Source organism: Clostridium sp. C8, assembly GCF_001010885.1.
Taxonomy (GTDB): Bacteria; Bacillota; Clostridia; order Clostridiales; family Clostridiaceae; genus Clostridium; species Clostridium sartagoforme.
On record NZ_LBMX01000051.1, the window covers coordinates 1 to 19,476 of the forward strand.

The 19,476-nt window shown below is 24.9% G+C and carries 28 protein-coding genes; 27 read left to right on the forward strand and 1 reads right to left on the reverse strand.

Going from position 1 to position 19,476, the window contains the following annotated elements; translation table 11 throughout:
- From AAT22_RS08265 to AAT22_RS08280, 4 genes are all read left to right on the forward strand, one after another.
- Positions 1-674 (forward strand): hypothetical protein (locus tag AAT22_RS08265; protein WP_047000866.1); only part of this gene is annotated, 674 nt, incomplete at its 5' end.
- A 434-nt stretch (positions 675-1,108) separates the two neighbouring features.
- On the forward strand, positions 1,109-1,348 hold the full coding sequence (locus AAT22_RS08270) for a hypothetical protein (RefSeq protein ID WP_047000867.1): 240 nt from the start codon (positions 1,109-1,111) through the stop codon (positions 1,346-1,348).
- Between the two features lie 230 nt (positions 1,349-1,578).
- Positions 1,579-1,926, forward strand: coding sequence for a hypothetical protein (locus AAT22_RS08275; protein WP_047000868.1), 348 nt, complete (start codon positions 1,579-1,581; stop codon positions 1,924-1,926).
- A 267-nt stretch (positions 1,927-2,193) separates the two neighbouring features.
- Positions 2,194-2,463, forward strand: a complete 270-nt coding sequence (locus tag AAT22_RS08280) for a TIGR04104 family putative zinc finger protein (RefSeq protein ID WP_278279809.1) — start codon at positions 2,194-2,196, stop codon at positions 2,461-2,463.
- Positions 2,464-2,645: 182 nt separating this feature from the next.
- Here the strand turns inward: AAT22_RS08280 and AAT22_RS08285 are convergent, their stop codons facing one another.
- Complete coding sequence (locus tag AAT22_RS08285) at positions 2,646-4,394, reverse strand: NFACT RNA binding domain-containing protein (RefSeq protein WP_047000870.1); 1,749 nt, start codon at positions 4,392-4,394, stop codon at positions 2,646-2,648.
- Between the two features lie 100 nt (positions 4,395-4,494).
- Here AAT22_RS08285 and dapF point away from each other — a divergent pair, with 100 nt between their 5' ends.
- From dapF to nusB, 23 genes are all read left to right on the forward strand, one after another.
- Positions 4,495-5,313: a diaminopimelate epimerase gene (gene dapF, locus AAT22_RS08290; RefSeq protein ID WP_047000871.1), complete on the forward strand. Its 819-nt coding sequence runs from the start codon at positions 4,495-4,497 to the stop codon at positions 5,311-5,313.
- Between the two features lie 16 nt (positions 5,314-5,329).
- Positions 5,330-6,319, forward strand: coding sequence for a hypothetical protein (locus AAT22_RS08295; protein ID WP_047000872.1), 990 nt, complete (start codon positions 5,330-5,332; stop codon positions 6,317-6,319).
- 98 nt (positions 6,320-6,417) lie between these two features.
- A complete protein-coding gene (locus tag AAT22_RS08300) occupies positions 6,418-7,809 on the forward strand; it encodes a GspE/PulE family protein (protein WP_084820740.1) in 1,392 nt (463 codons plus the stop codon).
- The gene (locus AAT22_RS08305; RefSeq protein ID WP_047000873.1) at positions 7,781-8,836 is read left to right on the forward strand and encodes a type II secretion system F family protein; all 1,056 of its coding nucleotides are present in this window, start codon (positions 7,781-7,783) and stop codon (positions 8,834-8,836) included. The genes AAT22_RS08300 and AAT22_RS08305 overlap by 29 nt, the downstream gene beginning before the upstream one ends.
- Positions 8,833-9,309 (forward strand): type II secretion system protein, encoded by a 477-nt coding sequence (locus AAT22_RS08310; RefSeq protein WP_156174301.1) that lies wholly within the window; start codon positions 8,833-8,835, stop codon positions 9,307-9,309. The genes AAT22_RS08305 and AAT22_RS08310 overlap by 4 nt, the downstream gene beginning before the upstream one ends.
- A complete protein-coding gene (locus AAT22_RS08315) occupies positions 9,306-9,743 on the forward strand; it encodes a hypothetical protein (protein ID WP_016208639.1) in 438 nt (145 codons plus the stop codon). Before AAT22_RS08310 ends, AAT22_RS08315 begins: the two co-directional genes overlap by 4 nt.
- Positions 9,703-10,218 (forward strand): hypothetical protein, encoded by a 516-nt coding sequence (locus AAT22_RS08320; RefSeq protein WP_047000874.1) that lies wholly within the window; start codon positions 9,703-9,705, stop codon positions 10,216-10,218. The genes AAT22_RS08315 and AAT22_RS08320 overlap by 41 nt, the downstream gene beginning before the upstream one ends.
- Entirely contained in the window at positions 10,209-10,637 is a 429-nt protein-coding gene (locus tag AAT22_RS08325; protein WP_016208641.1) for a hypothetical protein, read from the forward strand. The genes AAT22_RS08320 and AAT22_RS08325 overlap by 10 nt, the downstream gene beginning before the upstream one ends.
- Before the next feature lie 8 nt (positions 10,638-10,645).
- Positions 10,646-11,275: a hypothetical protein gene (locus AAT22_RS08330; protein ID WP_047000875.1), complete on the forward strand. Its 630-nt coding sequence runs from the start codon at positions 10,646-10,648 to the stop codon at positions 11,273-11,275.
- Positions 11,253-11,666, forward strand: a complete 414-nt coding sequence (locus AAT22_RS08335) for a hypothetical protein (RefSeq protein ID WP_047000876.1) — start codon at positions 11,253-11,255, stop codon at positions 11,664-11,666. Before AAT22_RS08330 ends, AAT22_RS08335 begins: the two co-directional genes overlap by 23 nt.
- On the forward strand, positions 11,663-12,019 hold the full coding sequence (locus AAT22_RS08340) for a hypothetical protein (RefSeq protein WP_047000877.1): 357 nt from the start codon (positions 11,663-11,665) through the stop codon (positions 12,017-12,019). Before AAT22_RS08335 ends, AAT22_RS08340 begins: the two co-directional genes overlap by 4 nt.
- Before the next feature lie 156 nt (positions 12,020-12,175).
- Entirely contained in the window at positions 12,176-12,733 is a 558-nt protein-coding gene (gene efp / locus AAT22_RS08345; RefSeq protein ID WP_016208644.1) for an elongation factor P, read from the forward strand.
- A 136-nt stretch (positions 12,734-12,869) separates the two neighbouring features.
- Positions 12,870-13,232, forward strand: a complete 363-nt coding sequence (locus tag AAT22_RS08350; protein ID WP_047000878.1) for a CD1247 N-terminal domain-containing protein — start codon at positions 12,870-12,872, stop codon at positions 13,230-13,232.
- 170 nt (positions 13,233-13,402) lie between these two features.
- The gene (gene spoIIIAA, locus AAT22_RS08355; protein WP_047000879.1) at positions 13,403-14,326 is read left to right on the forward strand and encodes a stage III sporulation protein AA; all 924 of its coding nucleotides are present in this window, start codon (positions 13,403-13,405) and stop codon (positions 14,324-14,326) included.
- Positions 14,314-14,832 carry a stage III sporulation protein SpoIIIAB gene (gene spoIIIAB, locus AAT22_RS08360; protein WP_016208647.1) on the forward strand — a complete coding sequence of 173 codons (519 nt, stop codon included), beginning with the start codon at positions 14,314-14,316 and terminating at the stop codon, positions 14,830-14,832. The genes spoIIIAA and spoIIIAB overlap by 13 nt, the downstream gene beginning before the upstream one ends.
- A gap of 14 nt (positions 14,833-14,846) precedes the next feature.
- Entirely contained in the window at positions 14,847-15,044 is a 198-nt protein-coding gene (gene spoIIIAC / locus AAT22_RS08365; protein ID WP_016208648.1) for a stage III sporulation protein AC, read from the forward strand.
- A gap of 8 nt (positions 15,045-15,052) precedes the next feature.
- The gene (gene spoIIIAD, locus AAT22_RS08370; protein ID WP_016208649.1) at positions 15,053-15,436 is read left to right on the forward strand and encodes a stage III sporulation protein AD; all 384 of its coding nucleotides are present in this window, start codon (positions 15,053-15,055) and stop codon (positions 15,434-15,436) included.
- 8 nt (positions 15,437-15,444) lie between these two features.
- Positions 15,445-16,674 (forward strand): stage III sporulation protein AE, encoded by a 1,230-nt coding sequence (gene spoIIIAE / locus AAT22_RS08375; protein WP_016208650.1) that lies wholly within the window; start codon positions 15,445-15,447, stop codon positions 16,672-16,674.
- Between the two features lie 8 nt (positions 16,675-16,682).
- On the forward strand, positions 16,683-17,261 hold the full coding sequence (gene spoIIIAF, locus AAT22_RS08380; RefSeq protein ID WP_047000880.1) for a stage III sporulation protein AF: 579 nt from the start codon (positions 16,683-16,685) through the stop codon (positions 17,259-17,261).
- Between the two features lie 13 nt (positions 17,262-17,274).
- On the forward strand, positions 17,275-17,883 hold the full coding sequence (spoIIIAG, locus tag AAT22_RS08385; protein ID WP_047000881.1) for a stage III sporulation protein AG: 609 nt from the start codon (positions 17,275-17,277) through the stop codon (positions 17,881-17,883).
- A gap of 39 nt (positions 17,884-17,922) precedes the next feature.
- On the forward strand, positions 17,923-18,450 hold the full coding sequence (locus AAT22_RS08390; protein WP_016208653.1) for a SpoIIIAH-like family protein: 528 nt from the start codon (positions 17,923-17,925) through the stop codon (positions 18,448-18,450).
- Positions 18,451-18,534: 84 nt separating this feature from the next.
- Entirely contained in the window at positions 18,535-18,921 is a 387-nt protein-coding gene (locus AAT22_RS08395) for an Asp23/Gls24 family envelope stress response protein (RefSeq protein WP_047000882.1), read from the forward strand.
- Between the two features lie 125 nt (positions 18,922-19,046).
- Positions 19,047-19,451 carry a transcription antitermination factor NusB gene (gene nusB / locus AAT22_RS08400; RefSeq protein WP_016208655.1) on the forward strand — a complete coding sequence of 135 codons (405 nt, stop codon included), beginning with the start codon at positions 19,047-19,049 and terminating at the stop codon, positions 19,449-19,451.
- The last annotated feature ends 25 nt before the right edge of the window (positions 19,452-19,476 follow it).

The following is a 19,476-nucleotide window of genomic DNA, read 5'->3' on the forward strand; positions in this document are numbered from 1 at the left end:
CTTTCATATTAACATTTACACATATAATTAAACTATGTATCTTAGTAGCAATACTTGGATTTTTATCACACTCAATAATGGGATACTTACCTATTATAGGAAATCTGATAGCGGAAAAAAAGTTAAGTGATTATGCGACTATACAAAAGGGGAGTCCACAAAAGATTGAAACAAAATATGATTGGTATAATACTAAATATAAGTCTATTAAAGGAAATCTTAGTTATATGCTACAAAGGAATACAATTTATGATGACAAAGTAAGTGAGCAAGTAAATTATGACGTACTAAAGCAATATTCTATAGTAAACAGTGAATTTCCACAAAATTTAAGTTTTCCATCCATAAATACAATTTGGACAGAACTTAATGCAGATGATTATTCAATAAAAAGTCAAAGACTTTATCTTTTGGGTGTTTATAATACAGAAGATATATCAGAGGAAGAAAGTAAAAAAATGTGTGCAATAATTGCAGATAAATTTATAAATCTCATGGGTGAAGATTATAATTTTACAGGAATACAAATTATTTACTACGATAAAAATGGTGGATATGAATGTGCAATAGATGCTCATGGATTTAAAAAGTTAGAATATGATGAAATACTTTCTAAAACAAAAAAAGTAGATAGATTGCCGGAAGACTACTTAGATTGGTTATCAAAACAATAACTATATTGTAGTTTTCCAATGGAATTAAATAAATTGGTATCTACTTAAATCATTAATATGTTACGAACTAAAGGTGGACAAATTATATGTCTACTTTTTATTTAATAATATCCAACAGGAACATAGTTTTCTTCATCATCTTTATTTCATTTTTATAAGAGATAGAAGCCTTATTATTTTTAGTTCACAGTGCACAAGGCACAATTTTATTATTTTTATAGGGAACAGGTGTCAGGTAACAGGTATTCAGTATCAGGTTTATTTCAAAAATATGGTATTTATATGCAAATATAATGTATAATAAAAATAAGAATTATTACGCGATATGAAATTATTGTGAACTAATTAAGAGAATTTGTTCTTTTAAAATTGAATAGTACGGTATTTACAAAATATGTTATAATTATTTTGTAATAGTAAAAAGAGGTGGAATAATGGATAATAAGGGAATAAAATCTATTTTGATAAAGATTTCATTTATAACTGGGATTATATTATTGATATGCTTTTTTGGAGGTTTAGTGTATTTACGTTATGATTATTATACTAACTCTAGTCCTTACGCTTCAACACCATTATCTGTTTATAACATAATTCATGGCATAATATTTTTAATTCCAAGTATTATATGCTTTGTTATAGCAATGTTATTAAATTCAAAAACAAAAAAATAAAATCATTCTAGGTTAATTATGATTCTTATACTATGAAAACAAAATAAAAACATATTTATATAAATACCGTATTATTTAGTGATGAATTTCACGGTATTTTTTAGTGTGCAATTTAAATATATTAGGAAATTGTATTAATATGCTAATTGGAATGGCCATTTATATAAGTGGGTGTTCTTATTTTTCAGATAAATCAATTTTGAAAGGTTATATAGATAAGGAGGAATATTTTGCTAAAGACGGATTCCAAGATTACACGGACTATTATAATTATTATTATGAGGAATCTAATAATTTATTTCTCGAAGGAAAGTAATATTTATTCAGTAGTCACAAAGGATAATATAGAAAATATCCGTTCATATTTTACTAGCTTTGGATCTTGGATGGATTCTTCTAATAGAACTGATGAATATGAATTTGATGACCCTTGCATTTCAGAAGGCGATTATATTTATATTAAAATAAAAGAAGGGCAATCAATCGGAAATTCAAAGTATACAAAGTTTGATAATTATACTATTTATTTTTATGAGACTGAGTCAGCCATACTATTTTATATTCACTCTAATATTTGATATAGAAATTATAATTTGTCTATTAGTTATTATGAAGAATTTTAAATTAAATATATTATCAACATTATTTTAAAATAAAGCCTTAATTTGTGCCCTACTTTAATTAAGTATTAATTATTGATTTAAATTATATAATCAGCATTACTTCAAAAATATGGTATTTATATGTGAATATAATGTATAATAAAAATAAGAATTATTATGAAATAGTAATATAATGTTTATTTTGTAGATAATTATGAAGGAGGGGTTAATATTCAAAAGTGTATTAAATGTAGGGAAAGGTTTTCATATATGGAATTATTATTTTCTATATGGTCTTTTTCTAGGGATTGGCAAATAAAATGTAAAAATTGTAATGCTACATTAAAAATTAATAATATATCTAGACCAATTATATCAACATTAATAACACTACCAATATTATTTCAAAAATATTTATTTAACTTTGGCTATAATGCTATAGTGTTATACTTAATATACTTATTATTTGTTATTGTATTAAGTCCATTAATAGTAAGATATAAATTAATATAATAATTAACACTTTTAAACTATTAGAAACTAAAGTCCAGTGCTTTCAAATCACCGGACTTTTAAATTTTAAATATATTATCAACATTATTTTAAAACAGAGCTTTAATTTTAAATGTTAACTAAAAATTGTGAACTGTGAACTGTGCCTTGTGAACTATGAAATACCTGTTCCTTGACACTTGTTACTTGTTTAATATTTTGTTTCCTTCAAATTTCAAAGTGTTGTATAATGATGGCTCTGTATATAAAGTGTAATTAGTGTGATATATAACCATACCAGGTTTTGAACCATTAGGTTTTTTTAAGTTTTTTACTTTAGTATAATCCACCGGAACTTTTGTAGAATTTTTAGCCTTACTATAGTAAGACGCAAGTATGCCGGCTTCTTCTAAAGCTATATCAGATGGATTATCACTACAAAGTATAACATGTGAGCCAGGTATATTCTTTGTATGAAGCCACATATGATTTTTATTTGCAAATTTTAATGTTAAGTAGTCATTTTGAATATTATTTTTACCAATATAAATATCAATCCCATCAGAAGAGATTATATGCATGGGCTTAGAAGATTTATCTTTTTTATTATTTTTACCAGTATTTTTAAATCTTAAATACCCAGTTTCGATTAATTCCTTTTTTATATCATCTATTTCAATATAGCTTTCACAATTTAATATATTAGTCATAACGGAATTCAAGTATTGAAGTTCTTCTTCATTTTTTTCTAATTGTGCTAATGCAGATTCTTCAGATTTTTTTAATTTATTATACTTTTTATAAAAAGATTGTATATTTTCAGATGGTGTCTTATTTTCATCTAGTTTTATAGTTAAATACTCCTCTTTATCGCTATAAAAATTTAACAATGATATTTCTTTTAATCCTTTTTTTATCATATATATATAAGAAGTTAATAAATCACCATTAATTCTATATTTTTCTTTTTCATCACATTCTTTAAGAATATTCTTTAATTTTTTAGATTTATTATTACATCTATCTATATTAGTTGAAATTAATTTTTGTAAATCTGTAGATCTATTTAAAAGTCTATCCTGCTTATCTTTAACAGTAAAAAATTCATCAAGTAGTTCACTTGGATTTTCAAAAGATATTGAGGAATAGATGTTTTCAAGATTACTTAATTTAATACAATGAAAATCTTTAAAAACTTCATTATCTTTATATATTCTATATTCAAACTTATTTTCTACATTTTTCATAAAATTTTTAAAGAAATTAAAAATATTTTCTATATTTATGGTATTATTATCTTGTAAGAAATTTTCATATATACACTTTGATAAGGATTTACTTATACCAGTAAATATATTTGAAAATATTCGTTCATCTATATTAACATCATTATTATTTAAATATGATTCAATATCATTTATTGAAAAATCAAAAGGATTTACTTTGTTAGAGGCTGGAGGATATACATAATTTACACCTGGATATAAAACTCTATAAGTATTTATATCAGAGGAGATATGCTTAATACATTCCATAACTTTATTATCTCTTTCTCTAACAAGAGTTATATTACTATGTCTTCCCATAATTTCAATTATCAATATATATTTACTATCAAAGCCTAATTCATCTGTAGATTCAATGTGCAGCTGAATAATTCTATCACCATTTAATTGAGTTATATTTGTAATTTTACCACCAATTAAATATTTTCTCATAACCATAGTAAACATTGGTGCTTGCAAAGGGTTAGGTTTATTTATATTAGTTAAATGTATTCTAGGAAATTTTGAAGAAGCTGAAATTAATAATTTAAGATTTTGTCTATCTTTTCTTAATGTTAAAATTATTTCATCTTTTTCAGGTTGATTAATTTTATCTATTTTACAATTTAATATTGATTTTTTTAAATCATATAATAAACTATATAAGTAGATACCATCAAAAGCCATAAATATCATCCTTTCTTTGGTAATAAGATAAAGATAGTATAACATTTAATTAGTAATTTTATCAATGGGGCATATGCAGTTAATACAAGGGGGAGTTTTGATGAATTTTATAAAAATGCAGGGGTTAGGAAATGATTTTATCTTTATAATAGATAATAAAAATGAATTTATTGATAATGAAATAGAGATTGCAAAGAAGGTATGCGATAGAAGGTTTGGAATAGGGGCAGACGGATTAGTTATAATAAGAAAATCTAATATTGCAGATGCAAAGATGGTAATAATAAATAGTGATGGATCACGTGCAAATATGTGTGGAAATGCAATTAGATGTTTTGCAAAATATTTATATGAAATTAATTCAATAGATAAAAGTATAATAAGTATTGAAACAGGAGATGGAATAAAAAATGTAGAACTTAAAACAAATAATAATAAAGTTGAATTAATAAAAGTAAATATGGGAAAGGCAAGTTTTAGCGGAGAAGATATTCCTTTAAGAAACAAAAAAGACTTAATAAATGAAGAAGTAAAAATAGGGGAAAAAACATATAAATTAACAACACTGTTAATGGGTGTGCCACACACTATTCTAATTAATAATAATGATGAATATATGATAGAAGAAGGGAAAATTATAGAAAAATATAATTTGTTTATTGATGGTACAAATGTTAATTTTATTAAGATAATTGATAAACAAAATATAGAAGTAAGGACTTGGGAAAGAGGCGCTGGAGCAACTTTAGCTTGTGGAACTGGATGTTGTGCATCAGTAGCAGCATTAAAAAAATTAGGATTATGTGATGATAAAGTTAAAGTAAAAACATTAGGTGGAAGTTTAGAAGTTGAAGTTGTAAATGACGAAGTATATATGATAGGGGCTGCAGATTTTATTTGCAAAGGTGAACTATATTAATTAAAAGAGGTAAAATATGAATACAAAGAAAATAAGGAGAATTTTCCTTGTTAACTTTATTTTAATAATAGCTATATTATTATATGGCTGTAAAAAAGATTCTGAAATAGAGGAAAATAAAATCAATATTTTAAATGGAGCAATAGCTATAGAAGATTCAGGACAATATAAAATTTACAATTTAATAAATAATAAATATGAAAAAGTAGATACAGAATATATAATTACGTCCTATGACTTAAAAAGCGGAAGTTTTATTTATAGTGAAAATGGAGAATATAAAATAAAACATTCAGGAAAAGAAGAGTTAATAGAAGACAATAAAACGGTTATTTCACCTAAATTATCTGAAAATGGTAAATATGTAGCATATTTCACAAAAGAAGTATACCTAAATTTGAAATTAAAAGATTTAGTAAATAATGAAGAGGTATCAATAAATAGTAATGTAGCTATTTCAGGAAGTCTAATGGATTGGTTAGACGAAAAAAATTTAGTTTATTATGGTGTAGATAATAATAAAAATAATGGGCTATTCATTTATAATATTGAAGAAAAACAGGAGAAACTTTTATATAAAATAGATTTAGGGTATGTAGAATTTTTAAAGGGATTAGATAATGGAGTAGTATTTTTACAAGAGAAGGAAGGCAAACAAAAAATATTTAAAATTATAGATTCAAGTGGAAAAGCTATAGATATAATTGAAAATGTTATGGATGTTAGTGATGTTGAAGTCACATCTCAAGGTATATTTATATTAGGAAAATTACAGGATAATAATTATTCATTATATAAAATTAATGATGGGAAAGCTAAAAGATTAGTTTATGATTTCCCTAAATTAATAAATTTAGATAAAGGCCTTTCGAAAGATAAAAATGGAAATATAATTTTTATTGGAGGAGACATCCCTAATCAAGAAAAGATTTATGTTTGTGAAGATGATACTATAAGCACAATACACGAGAGTTCTGGATCATATAACTTTATTGATTGTAACTAGAAAGATTTATAAGTAAAATTATAAATCTTTCTTTTTTTATACTTATAAAAATGTATATTTTTGCTAAAAATGGATATTAATTTAGATGGTGATTTAATATGAACATTTTTAATTTTGAAATGGATGAAATAAATATAGAAACAGCTAGAAAATTAAATAAATATAAAGCTATAGAAAATAAATCTTTACCTATAAATATTAAAGAAGATTTTATAATAGTATTATCTTCAGAGGATGTTTTGGAAAATAAAGAGGAAGTAGAGTTTTTATTTAATAAAAAAATAAAAATAATAAAAGAGAGTAAAGAATTTATTTTAGATTTAATAGAAAAAATCTTTTTAGGGGAACGAGAAGAGCTTTTTGAAATTATATTAGCTAAAGCCATAAGTTTAAATGCATCAGATATTCACTTTGAGCCACAAGAAGAGGATATTTTTATTAGATTTAGAGTTGATGGAGTTTTAATAGATTTTACAAAGATAAAAAATAATGAATATCAGAAGTTATTATCTAAAATAAAGCTTAATGGAAATATGGATATAACTGAAAGAAGAAGACCTCAAGATGGAAAAACTCTAATTAATATTAAAAATAAAAGTTATGATTTAAGATTATCCACCATCCCCATAATTTATGGAGAAAAATTAGTAATAAGAATTTTATATGGAGAAGTATTTAATTATGATATAAATAGTTTAAATATGAATGAAAATCAATTAAGAAAATTGAAAAAAATAATGTCTTTAAAACATGGGTTAGTTATTATAAATGGGCCAACAGGAAGTGGAAAATCAAGTACATTATATTGTATTTTAAAAGAAATAAATAAAAAAGATATAAATATAACTACTTTAGAGGATCCAATAGAAGTAATGATTAAAGGAATAAATCAAGTTAGTTTAAATAGAAAAGCCAACATAACATTTGCTACTGGTCTTAGGAGTATTTTAAGACAAGACCCGGATGTCCTTATGATAGGAGAGATAAGGGATGAAGAAACAGCTAATATGGCTGTAACAGCATCTTTAACAGGACATAAAGTTTATTCAACAATTCACACTAAAACACCACAAGAAGTATATTTTAGATTAGAAGATATGGGAGTTAAATCTTATTTAATTAAAGATTCTTTAATAGGAATAATATCACAAAGATTGATAAGAGTACTTTGTGACAATTGTAAAAAGGAAGAAAAGCAAGTTCTTTTTAAGGGAAAGGAAATAGTACTCTATAAGAATATAGGATGCAGTAAGTGCAATTATACTGGATATAGAGGAAGAGCTGTTGTTAGCTCAGTAGTTAGTATTGATAGAGAAATAAAAAGGAAAATTACAAATATTTTCCAGGAAATAAAAGAATTAAGTAATGAAGAAATGATAGATAATCTAAATGAATTATTAATTGCTGCTAGAATATCATCTTCAGATTATAATAATTTTTTAATAGAAGAAGGATTTGATTATGAAGAAAATAAAATTATCTTGGAATAAAGCAGATTATAATAGTTTAGGATTATTATCAGGTAATATGTCCATATTGCACAAAGAAGGAATTTCACTTTTAATTATGATGGATTTACTATTAGAATTACCAATGAGAAAAACATATAAGGAAAGTATAAAGATAATAAAAACATCTATTATTGAAGGAAAATCTTTAAAAGATAGTTTTAATGAATTTAGTGATTTATATCCAGAATTTTTTGTTGGAATGATTTCTATGGGAGAAAAAAGTGGGAATCTAGCAACAGTTTTAAAAGGTGTAGAAGATCATTATAATAAAATGAATTTTATTAAAAGCACTATTAAAAATGTTTTGTCTTATCCAATATTAATATTTTTATCTATTATAATGCTATTAATATTTATTACATTTATAACTATACCAAACTTATATGATTTTTACATTAATTTAGGTATTGAAGTTCCGTTTATATGTAAGTTTTTATATAACTTTGTAAATTATATAAAAAAAGATTTTATTTCCTTTCAAATTTATTTTATTTCATGGGGTATTTTAATTCCATTTATAGTTTATAAAGCTTATATTAAAAGGCATTTAATAAATTTATTGAATAAAATACCAATTATAAAGGAATTTAACGAATTTATTTTTATATCTCTATTATCAATAATAGTTAAAAGTGGAGTTAATTTATCCAATGGTTTAATGTATTCTGCAACGAGTTTTAAAAACTCATCTTTAAAGGAGAGATTCTTACTTCTAAATTCAAGTATATTAAAGGGGAAAAGTATATCAGAAAGTTTAAAAGATTATGGAGATTATTGTAAATATACTACAGCCATTATAAAACTTGGAGAAGAAGGCGGTTCTATGGATGAAAGATTAAATTCACTATCTAACTATCTTGAGAAAAAACTATTATCAGATATAAATAGATATATGTCTATTTTACAACCAGCATCAGTTTTTATAATGGGAATCTTTGTAGTAATATTTTTAGTTGTGTTTATAGTACCATTATTTGGTTCATTATTAGATGGAGGCTTTCAATGATGAAAAAGGCATATACCCTTATAGAGCTTATTGTGGTGCTTTCTATATTAGTTATATTTTCTACAGTAACAATTGGTGGAATAAAATATTTCAAAGATAAAAGTGAAGATTTAAATTTTGAAAACTATGTATATGAAGTAAAGTCATTATTAAGTTTTGCAAAAAGTTATTGCAGAAAGAATAAAGTAATAGGAAATATAATTATAAGCAGCGATAGAAAAAGTATTATATTTGATGTAACCGATAAAACATATAAATTAAATAAAAGAGTAGATTTGGATAATAGTACAGAGATAGGAAGTAATTTTAAACTAGGGAATAATAAAATTAATGATGAAGGGTTTATAAAAGAAGCGGGAACAATAACCTTATCTAATAAAAATAGTAAATTTGTAAAAATAACAATATCTGTAGGAAATGATATTATACGAGTAAGTGAAAATGATGATAATGAAGGGGATATGATAGAGTGAAAAAAGGAAGTACTTTAGTTGAAAGTATAGTTGCTCTCGCAATCTTATTAATAGCAACAACAATATCACTTAATATTGGAATTGTTGCAGCTAACTCCAAAAAAATAAGAGATAAAAAGAATGAAGCAAATAGGATTGCATATGCAATAGAAAATGAAATTAAATACAATACTACTTTTGAAAATTTAACTAAATCCTTTAAAGACAATAAATTATCTTATATATATTCAGATGATACATTAGAAAACTTAGTAAATACATCAGTATTAAATTTAGAGGTTGGAGATGGAATTGAAATAGAAAAGGTTAAAGAAATTCTGGCATCAGAAGATGAAAATAGACCTGTAATAGAATTGAAGGTCAAGATTAAAGATGATGATGGAGGAATTCTGTGTGAAAGAAAATTTCTTAAATCTTATTGGATGGAAAAATAAAAAAAGAAGAAAGAGATGTTTTACTTTAATTGAAATAATATTAGCTATGTTTATTGAATTAATTTTGATTAGTCTTTCCTTTAAAATTGGATTAATTTCTTATAAAAGTTACAAAAGCTTAATTGAGTCTGCTAAAGCTCAAGATTCATTTGATGATGCTTTGCTTAATATAGATAGATTATTAAAAACACAAATGATTAAAAGTATTGAAATAGAAGAAAAAGGATTGAGTAATAACGGAAAGATAACAATAAAATACAAAGTTGACCATAATACAAATGAAATAAAAGAAAAAAGGATTTTTTTAGATAATACAAATCAAAAGATAGTTTTAGAGACATATAAAGAGGGAAAAAGAAAAGGTGTTAATGTAATTATGAGAGAAGTTTCAGATTTTGCTATCATAAAGAAAGAAAAACTATATTACTTGAAAATAAAAAACAATAAGGGGGAAGAAAGAGTACTATGTTTATAAAAACTAAGAAAAAAGCATATGCTTTTCTTGAGAGTTTAATAATATTTATGTTTGTTCTTGTAATGGCGAATTTATCTATAAAGGTGATATCTAAAAATTATTTAAAATCTCAAAATTTTTCAACTTATGAAGATTTAAAAAGTTTAGAAGCAGAAGAAGAAAAAGTTCTAGAAATAATTAATATTAAATGTCAAGATGAAAGCATAAATAAAGAATTACTTGTAGAGGCAGTGAAAAATGAAAAGAATATAAGATATCCAGAATTAAAGAATATTGAATTTACTTATGAAAATAGTGGATATTTTATAAAAAGAAAGAAAAGTAACTCTACTATGTATATTGAACTTATAGAAAAAAAGGTTGAAGATAAAAATATATTTATGCCAGCATATTATAAAACAAAATATATAATTAATTAGGAGTTAAAATGATAAGTTCAATAGGAGTATATGAAAATAAATATTTATATAAAAATAAAGAATATGATAAGTTTAATGTAAAACTATTAGTAGAAGAGTTAAGCAAAAAGAGAAGAATTATTATCTTATCTCAAGCTATATTTATAAAAAAATATAGGATATATAATAAAAGAATAAATATAGAGAAATTTATAGAGAAAAAAATAATAGAAGATTTCTCGGATAAAACCAATTTATTATTTCACTATGAATTTATAAAAGAATCTAAATATATATACATATATTCTATTAGATATGATAATATAATGAAATTATGTGAAGATTGTAGTTATCTTGAAATAAATCCTATTCAATTTTTAATACAAAAATATATCTTAAAAAATATAAAAAAAAGTAAATTTTCTATAATAATGTGCAAAATAAATGATTTATTTCATTTAATAAATATGGAAGCGGGTGCAATAGAAAATTCAATTGTTACTAAAAATATTTCAGATATAGATTTGTTTTTAAAGAATTATAAAGATGATAACAAAATGCTAATAATTGATAAAAATATAAAAGATATTACTATAGATACTTATGATTATATTATTGATATAGGAGAAAAATTCTATGAAGAAATATTTAAAAAATAAAAATTTTATACCGAAGGATTTTATTGAAAGATTAAATGATAATTCAGAAAAGAAAAATAATAAACTTATAACGTTATTGATAGTACTTAATATAATGTTTTTTCCGACAACCTTTAACAAAGTTATAATTAATAAGAAAGAAATCAATGAAGAAAAACTTAAAGTAGAAAAAGACTCAAATTTAGAAAAAGATATAAAAAGGGAAAACTTAAAGTATTGGGTAAATTCTATTAATTCAAACATAATAAATATGAAGATTCAAAATAGTAGTGGAATTATAAAGATAAAAGGAGAAGAAGAAGTATTCAAAATAGAAGCAGAAGAGGAGTTTAAGATTAAATCAATAATAAAAGAGGAAAATAACTCATTTATATTAGAGGTGAGCTTATGAAGAAAGTAAAAATAATATACTTATTAGTTATTTTTATAACAATCCTTCAACTTTTATTAGCAGCTATTAATAATAAAGAAGAAGTTAATAACTCTATTGAATGTATAACAGAAGTAAAAAATGCTAAATATATAAAGGACATAGAAAATGAATTTAAAAATATAAATAATTTAACAATATTGAGTTATAATAAAATTAATGAAACAAATTGGGTAATTAAATGTGTTTTAAAGGGCAGTAAGGATCTAGTAATGAATGATTTAGAAAAAATAAATGGATACTATGTTAATGAGTATAATTTAAGTTATGATAAAGAAAATATTTTGTTAGAGTTGGAATTAATAAGTAAATAATGACAATATTTCTTTTTAGTTCGTATAAGTAATTGCATTTATTTATGAATTTTGATAAAATATTTTTGTTATGTCATAAACATTGTTGAAGTTATGACGAATTAGATAACAAAAGGTTATGCTAAATATGGAATAAAGTTTTTGGAGGTATATTTAATGATATCAGCAGGAGATTTAAGAAAAGGTGCTACTTTCGAGTATGAAGGACAAGTTTATACAGTAATAGACTTCTTACATGTTAAACCAGGTAAAGGTGCAGCTTTTGTAAGAACAAAATTAAGAAATGTTATTTCTGGGGGAGTTACTGATACTACATTTAACCCAACTGCTAAATTACAAGAAGCAGTAATTGAAAGAAAAGAAATGCAATATCTTTATTCAGATGGAGAATTATACTACTTCATGGATCAAGAAACTTTTGAACAAATTCCACTAAACTACGAAAAGGTAGAAGATGCTATAAAGTTCATAAAGGAAAATATGTTTGCTATAATTAAGTTCTATAAAGGAGAAGCTTTCTCAGTAGAAGCTCCAAACTTTGTTGAATTATTAATAACTCAAGCAGATCCAGGAATAAAAGGTAATACAGCAACAAATGCATTAAAGCCTGCTACATTAGAGACAGGTGCAGTTGTTAATGTACCTATGTTTGTTAATGAAGGAGATGTAATAAGAGTAGACACTAGAACTGGTGAATACATGGAAAGAGTATAGTATAGTGATAAGGGGATGTCTGCGACATCCCCTTAATTTAGAATATAAATAAAAGAATAAAATTTTTTATAGATATTATCCAATTTTAGGGTATAATTTGAATAGATAGTATTTCTGTTTAAAAGGAAGTGAAGATATGAGTAATATAAAAAATAAAATAGAAAAAATAAGAATGAACATTCATAGTATTAATGATGATAAATATAGTAATATCTTCAGCAATATTTTGTCGGTTTTAGATGATATGTCAAATGAAATTGATAATATGAGGGAGAGACAGGATTATTTAGAAGAAAGTGTTCAATATATGGATGAGGATATTACTGGGTTACAAGATGAGTTATTTGAGGAAGTTTCTATAGAAGATCTTATAGAAATAGAAGATGAATACATAGAAGTAAATTGTAAAAATTGTAATAAACCTATTTTTGTTGAAAAGGAATCTATAAATAATAATAAAGTAATACCATGTCCTTTTTGTAATAAAGAAGCAATGTAATTTAATAAATAACTTTAATACCTGCCAATTTTTTAATTGGCAGGTATTTTATTTTAGCTTAAATTTTTTTAGGTTAAATAAAAATATTTTACATATTTAATTATAAGTATGAATATTATTTGATAGAAAGAAATAAGTTTAAATATAACACTACAAAAGGAAGTGATAAAGTGAGGTATGAGGAAGAAATTTTAAAGGTACTACCTTTAAAAATAAGCAATGAAGTTAAAGAAATACTTTTAAAGGAACCTGTTCAAGAAATAAGAATAAAAGTTAATAAATCCATAATGATTAATACAGCACATAAAGAAATAATATTAAAATATGTTACTACAATTGAGGACATAAAGCAGATATTGGTAAAGGTATCTAATTATTCATTATATGCATATGAAGAGGAGATAAAACAAGGTTATATAACCATAAGGGGTGGACATAGAATTGGTATAGCAGGAGAATGTGTTTTAGTAAATGGAGAAGTTAGAACTATAAGAAATATCTCCTCTTTAAACATAAGAATATGTAGAGAAGTAATTGGATGTTCTAATGAAATTATGAAATACATAACTAAAGAAGATAGAGTGTTTAACACTTTAATAGTATCTCCTCCTAAATGTGGTAAAACAACAATTCTAAGAGACATAGCAAGAAATATTTCGTCAGGAATGCCACTTATAGATTTAAAGGGGAAAAAGGTATCTATCATAGATGAAAGAAGTGAAATAGCGGCTTGCTTTAATGGTGTGGCTCAATTGGATGTTGGGATAAGAAGTGATATTTTAGATAATTGTTTGAAAAAAGAAGGAATGATTATGGCCATTAGAAGCCTATCTCCAGATATACTTATTTGTGATGAAATTGGTACTGATGGAGACGTTGAAGCATTGCATATGGCTTTTAATTCAGGAGTAAATATTATAGTAACAATACATGGTTATAGTATAGAGGATGTTTATAAGAGAAAAGTATTTAAGGATTTATTAGAAAACTCTATTTTAGATAGAATAGTTGTATTAAGTAATAGAAAGGGTGCAGGAACAATAGAACAAATATATTCAATAGGAACGGAGGGGGAGTTTAAGTGCTTAAGATAACAGCAGTTATTATTATTTTTCTATCTTGTACTTATATAGGATTTTATTATGGTGAAAGCTTTAAAAAGAGAAGTAGGCAACTTAACTCAATACTGAAATCAGTATTATTTTTAAATAATGAAGTAATGTATACTAATACACCTCTGCCAGAGGCTTTAAAATATATTTCATTAAAGGTAGAATCACCTGTTAATTATGTTTTATCTAATGTTTCAGACAAACTTTTAAAAAGTGAAAGTACAAGCGTATATGAGGCTTTTGAAAAAGAATATAAGAAAAACAAATCAGAATTCTATTTGCAGGATGAAGATAAGAGGATAGTTAAAGATTTTTTAAGATCTCTTGGAGAATCTGGAGTATATGGACAAGATAAACTATTTAATTTGACAATAGAAAATATGAAATTAAATTGTAAATCTGCTGAAGAATTGGCAAAAAAGAATATAAAAATGTATAGAGTACTAGGAATATGTATAGGTGCGATGATATCAATTTTTTTAATTTAATAGGAGGGTAATAAATGCTAGATGTAAGTATTATATTTAAAATAGGGGCTATGGGGGTACTAATTATAGTTATTGATAAGGTTTTAAAGGCAAGCGGTAAGGATGATATTGCTGTAATAACCAATATTGCAGGAATAGTAATTATATTAATTACTGTAATAGGACTAATAAGTAATCTATTTAATACAATAAGAACCATGTTTATGCTATAGGTGTTATTATGGAGATTATTAAGATTGTTGCCTTTGCTTTTGCAGCATTATTTATATTTCTAGTTTTTAAAGATAGAAGAAGTGATATATCAATACTAATATCATTATCGGCAGGTGTAATAATTTTCTTATTCATCATTACACAACTTAATGATGTAATTTACTTTATAAAAGATATAGCTAATAAAGCTAATATTGATATGGTATATATAGGGGTTGTTTTAAAAATATTAGCCATAGCGTATTTAGCTACTTTTTGTAGTGAAATATGTAAAGATGCAGGTGCTTCTAGTATAGCAAGTAAGGTTGACTTTTCCGCAAAAATATTAATATTAACATTAGCAATACCAATACTTATGGCTGTACTTCAATCAATTTTACAAATATTGTAGGTGTTTTTATGATAAAAAGTATGTTTACAAATAGAGTTATATTAGTAATAAGTATAATTATCATAACTTTTATAATTCTTCCAGGTAAAAGTGTTTTAGCTAATGAAGATAATACAAACAACATAGAGATTAATACTGAAAAAAATATAGAGGAATTTAAATTAGAAAATGAAGAAATAGATGGTAAGTTAAATTCACTATATAACTATATAAATAATATGAAGTCTGATATTGAAATAATGAATGATTTGGATCCAGTTGAATATATAAAAGGCTATATTAAAAATGGAGAAGGAAATTTATCCTTTAAAACCATTAGTAATGCAGTTGTAAGCTTTCTATTTAAAGAAGTAAAAACAGTTTTAGCATTATCAGTAAGCATAATAGTAATTGCAATAATATGTGCACTACTTAAAAATTTACAAGCTGCTTTTTCAAGTGAAGGGATATCAAACATAGCATTTTTTGCATGCTATGCATTGTTAATAGTGATTTTATCAAAAAGCTTTATAGTTTCTATAAATATAGCTGTTGGTGTAATAAAAGATTTATCTGATTTTATGTCGGCTATTTTACCCGTATTGGTTATGATGATTGGTACAATAGGTGGATTTACACAAGCCGCAACTATGGATCCTATAGTTATTGGAGCTACACTTATTATTCCAAGAATTTATACAACTGTAATTATACCTTTAATACTTGTAACCTTTGTATTAGAGTTTGCAAATAATATTTCAACTGAAAATAAAATAAGTAATTTGTGTAAACTTACTAAGCAAATAACAATATGGTTTCAAGGAATAATATTAACGATATTTATAGGATTATTAACAGTAAGGGGAATAACTTCATCAACAATAGATGCAGTTACGCTAAAAACAGCAAAGTTTGCAATAGATAATTTTATTCCAATAGTTGGAAAAGCTTTTTCAGATGCAATAGCATCAGTTGCAGGATATTCATTAATAATAAAAAATGCTATAAGCTCTGTTGGGTTAATCATAATAATACTTATGATGTTGTATCCAATAATTAAAATAATCTTGATTTCATTTGTGTATAAAATAACTGCAGCCATAATAGAACCAATAAGTGATAAAAGAATTACAAATTCAATAGCAGCAGCTGGGGACTCATTAATACTAATACTATCATGCGTATTGTCTGTAAGTTTAATGTTCTTTGTACTACTTGCAATCATGGCATCGGCAGGGAAATTTGTTATAGGAGGGTAAAGAGAACAATGGAGGAATTAAAGGAATTTGTTATAACCCTAGTTACAATGCTTATATTGATGACTGCAGTAGAATTAATAGCGCCAGATAATAACATGAAAAAGTACTTAAAATTTGTTTTAGGGTTAATATTTATAGCAATTATGTTATCTCCTATAATTTCTGTCTTTACAAAGGGTGAAGAAAACATTTCAATACAGATACAAAAGTATATAGATCTAAGCGAAAATCAAAGTATTGAAGTTAATAAGGAATATAACAATAATAGCCAAAATACATTTAAGAAAAATTTAGAAGAAAATTGTAATAGAATTTTAAAAGAAAAATTTGATAATAATGAATTTTCAAGTGAAATAGATTGTGACGTTGATATGGATAACATTAAATACTCCATTAATACAGTTAAAGTTGGAGTTAAAAATAAAGATGTATCAAAAATACAAAAGATAATTATAAATACAAAAGAAGATAGCCAAAGCGTGTACTCCCAAGAAGATAAAGTAGAAAAAGAAGATGAAATAGTGAGTTACTTATCAGAAACACTAAATGTTTCAAAAGACAAGATAAAAGTTTATAAAGTAAATTGATAGGAGTGAGAAAATGGGGAAAGGTGATTGGAAAAAAGAGCTATCTACTATTATAAATGATAAAAAGTTTTTAAATGCAGTATGTATTGCATTAGTTTTAGCTTTTGTTTTATTAGCTATTAGTTTTTTAACTAATGCAAGAAAAAAAGAAGACAAACCAACAAATGGTAGTAGTATTACAAAAAACTCATCAGATTTACAAGAACAAGTTGAAGAAACTATGAGTAATTTTGAAGCACAGGAAAAAAAGGAATTAAAAGATCTTTTAAGTAAAATTGAAAACGTAGGAGAAGTTGATGTTAAAATTCATTTTAAAAGTGGAGAAGTAAAGATTCCTGCAACAGAAGAAACAACCCAAGAGGCGACGACAGAAGAAACTGATAATCAAGGTGGAAAGAGAAAAAATACTAATCAAACTGATGGAACTAAAGTTGTTATGTCTGTAGATAATGGAAAGAATGAACCATATATTCTGCAAATAAATAAACCAGAGATAAGTGGAGTTATGGTAGTAGCAGAGGGTGCAAGTAGTGCAAAGGTTAAATACGATATACAAGTAGCTGTATCTGGATTATACGGTATTTCAATAGATAAGGTTAATGTATATCCTATGAAAAATTAGCATATAATTAAAATGAAAAATAGATGGGGGGAACCAAAAATGACAAGAAAACAATTTGGAATTATTTTCACGCTAATGGCTCTTATAGTATGTGTAGGAGTTATAGCAGCAAGACTAAACAAGACAGGACTAAATGATCCAACAGACTTTAGCCAAGTAATATCACAAGGAACAGAGGAAAATAAGGATAATGAAAAGAAAGATGATAAGGAAACATTAGGAACACAAGATTATTTTTATAGTTTAAGAAGCGAAAAAGAACAAAAGGATGCAGCAACACTTCAACAATTAACATCAATGAAAGACGATGAAAATGTATCACAAGAGCAAAAAGATATCGCTAATAACGAATATATAGAAAAAACTATGCTTATAGATCAAGAAGGAAGAATAGAAGTAAATGTTAAAAACCAAGGTTTTGAAGATGTACTATGCTCCATAGAAGGAAATAAGGTTAGAGTAGTTGTTAAAGCTGAAGAAATAACAGATGCTGACAGTTCAGCAATTCAAGAAATAGCAGAAAATGTTTCAGGAATAAGTGATGTTATAATAGAGTCAAAGAAATAATTCGTTGTAATATAATTATTGGTTTGATATAATGAACATAAGAAAAAAAGAGTTTTGTCATCAAAACCTTTAGGAGGTAAATATATGGAAAATAAAAATTATGATGATAATTTAGGAATAGTAAAAATTTCTGATGAAGTTGTTAGTGTAATAGCTGGAATTGCAGCAGAAGAAATTAAAGGCGTAGAAGACTTACAACAATTAGGCGGTAACAACATATCACAATTATTAAAAGGTAAGAAGAATATAGGAAAAAATGTTAAAGTAACATTAAATGAAAATAGTGCTGTAATAGACCTAAATTTAGCGGTAGAGTATGGCATAAAAATACCTGAAGTAGTAAATGCTGTTCAAGAAAATGTTAAAAGAACAGTAGAAACAATGACTGGATTAAACGTTGATTCAGTAAACGTAAATGTTCAAAGCATTTATATACCAAAAACTGAAAAAGAAGAAAGTAAGGAAAATTAATTTCACCCTCTGATTTTTCAGAGGGTGTTTTCCTTGTGCTTTAAATAAATTTGTTGTAGTATATTTATGATTAGAAAGTTATAGAAAGTTAATAATAATAGTATGCAGATACTAAGGAGGATAAAATGAATAGAAAGAAATCTAGAGAAATAGCAATGGAATTGCTTTTTGGAATGACTTTAAGCAAGAATACATTAGAGGAAACCATTGAAACATTTATAGAAGATTATGAAATGAATTTAAAGACTATAGATTTAGAGTACATAAAAGAAATCTTGGCTAAGGTTGAAGAAAATATAAATGAAATAGACAAAAAAATTGAAGGCTCATTAATTAACTGGAAGTTAGATAGAATATCAAAGGTTAATATATCAATACTTCGATTAGCTATTGCAGAAATGATGTATTTAGAAGATGTTCCAGAAAAGGTTGCTATAAACGAAGCAATTGAGATAACAAAAAAATATTCAGATGAGAAAAGTGTTTCATTTATAAATGGAGTTTTAGATAGAGCTTTTAAAGAGTTATAAAAAAGAATCTGTTAAGCTGTTATGA

What these genes read in the sequence shown, in the direction of transcription:
- AAT22_RS08340 (WP_047000877.1), top strand. Translation starts at nt 11,663, where the DNA reads ATGAAGAAAGTAAAAATAATATACTTATTAGTTATTTTTATAACAATC.
- AAT22_RS08305 (WP_047000873.1), top strand. Translation starts at nt 7,781, where the DNA reads ATGAAGAAAATAAAATTATCTTGGAATAAAGCAGATTATAATAGTTTA.
- efp (WP_016208644.1), top strand. Translation starts at nt 12,176, where the DNA reads ATGATATCAGCAGGAGATTTAAGAAAAGGTGCTACTTTCGAGTATGAA.
- AAT22_RS08330 (WP_047000875.1), top strand. Translation starts at nt 10,646, where the DNA reads ATGATAAGTTCAATAGGAGTATATGAAAATAAATATTTATATAAAAAT.
- AAT22_RS08335 (WP_047000876.1), top strand. Translation starts at nt 11,253, where the DNA reads ATGAAGAAATATTTAAAAAATAAAAATTTTATACCGAAGGATTTTATT.
- spoIIIAF (WP_047000880.1), top strand. Translation starts at nt 16,683, where the DNA reads ATGGAGGAATTAAAGGAATTTGTTATAACCCTAGTTACAATGCTTATA.
- AAT22_RS08300 (WP_084820740.1), top strand. Translation starts at nt 6,418, where the DNA reads ATGAACATTTTTAATTTTGAAATGGATGAAATAAATATAGAAACAGCT.
- nusB (WP_016208655.1), top strand. Translation starts at nt 19,047, where the DNA reads ATGAATAGAAAGAAATCTAGAGAAATAGCAATGGAATTGCTTTTTGGA.
- AAT22_RS08395 (WP_047000882.1), top strand. Translation starts at nt 18,535, where the DNA reads ATGGAAAATAAAAATTATGATGATAATTTAGGAATAGTAAAAATTTCT.
- spoIIIAD (WP_016208649.1), top strand. Translation starts at nt 15,053, where the DNA reads ATGGAGATTATTAAGATTGTTGCCTTTGCTTTTGCAGCATTATTTATA.
- AAT22_RS08350 (WP_047000878.1), top strand. Translation starts at nt 12,870, where the DNA reads ATGAGTAATATAAAAAATAAAATAGAAAAAATAAGAATGAACATTCAT.
- AAT22_RS08270 (WP_047000867.1), top strand. Translation starts at nt 1,109, where the DNA reads ATGGATAATAAGGGAATAAAATCTATTTTGATAAAGATTTCATTTATA.
- AAT22_RS08310 (WP_156174301.1), top strand. Translation starts at nt 8,833, where the DNA reads ATGATGAAAAAGGCATATACCCTTATAGAGCTTATTGTGGTGCTTTCT.
- spoIIIAG (WP_047000881.1), top strand. Translation starts at nt 17,275, where the DNA reads ATGGGGAAAGGTGATTGGAAAAAAGAGCTATCTACTATTATAAATGAT.
- AAT22_RS08390 (WP_016208653.1), top strand. Translation starts at nt 17,923, where the DNA reads ATGACAAGAAAACAATTTGGAATTATTTTCACGCTAATGGCTCTTATA.
- AAT22_RS08325 (WP_016208641.1), top strand. Translation starts at nt 10,209, where the DNA reads ATGTTTATAAAAACTAAGAAAAAAGCATATGCTTTTCTTGAGAGTTTA.
- AAT22_RS08295 (WP_047000872.1), top strand. Translation starts at nt 5,330, where the DNA reads ATGAATACAAAGAAAATAAGGAGAATTTTCCTTGTTAACTTTATTTTA.
- AAT22_RS08285 (WP_047000870.1), bottom strand. Translation starts at nt 4,394, where the DNA reads ATGGCTTTTGATGGTATCTACTTATATAGTTTATTATATGATTTAAAA.
- spoIIIAE (WP_016208650.1), top strand. Translation starts at nt 15,445, where the DNA reads ATGATAAAAAGTATGTTTACAAATAGAGTTATATTAGTAATAAGTATA.
- dapF (WP_047000871.1), top strand. Translation starts at nt 4,495, where the DNA reads ATGAATTTTATAAAAATGCAGGGGTTAGGAAATGATTTTATCTTTATA.
- spoIIIAC (WP_016208648.1), top strand. Translation starts at nt 14,847, where the DNA reads ATGCTAGATGTAAGTATTATATTTAAAATAGGGGCTATGGGGGTACTA.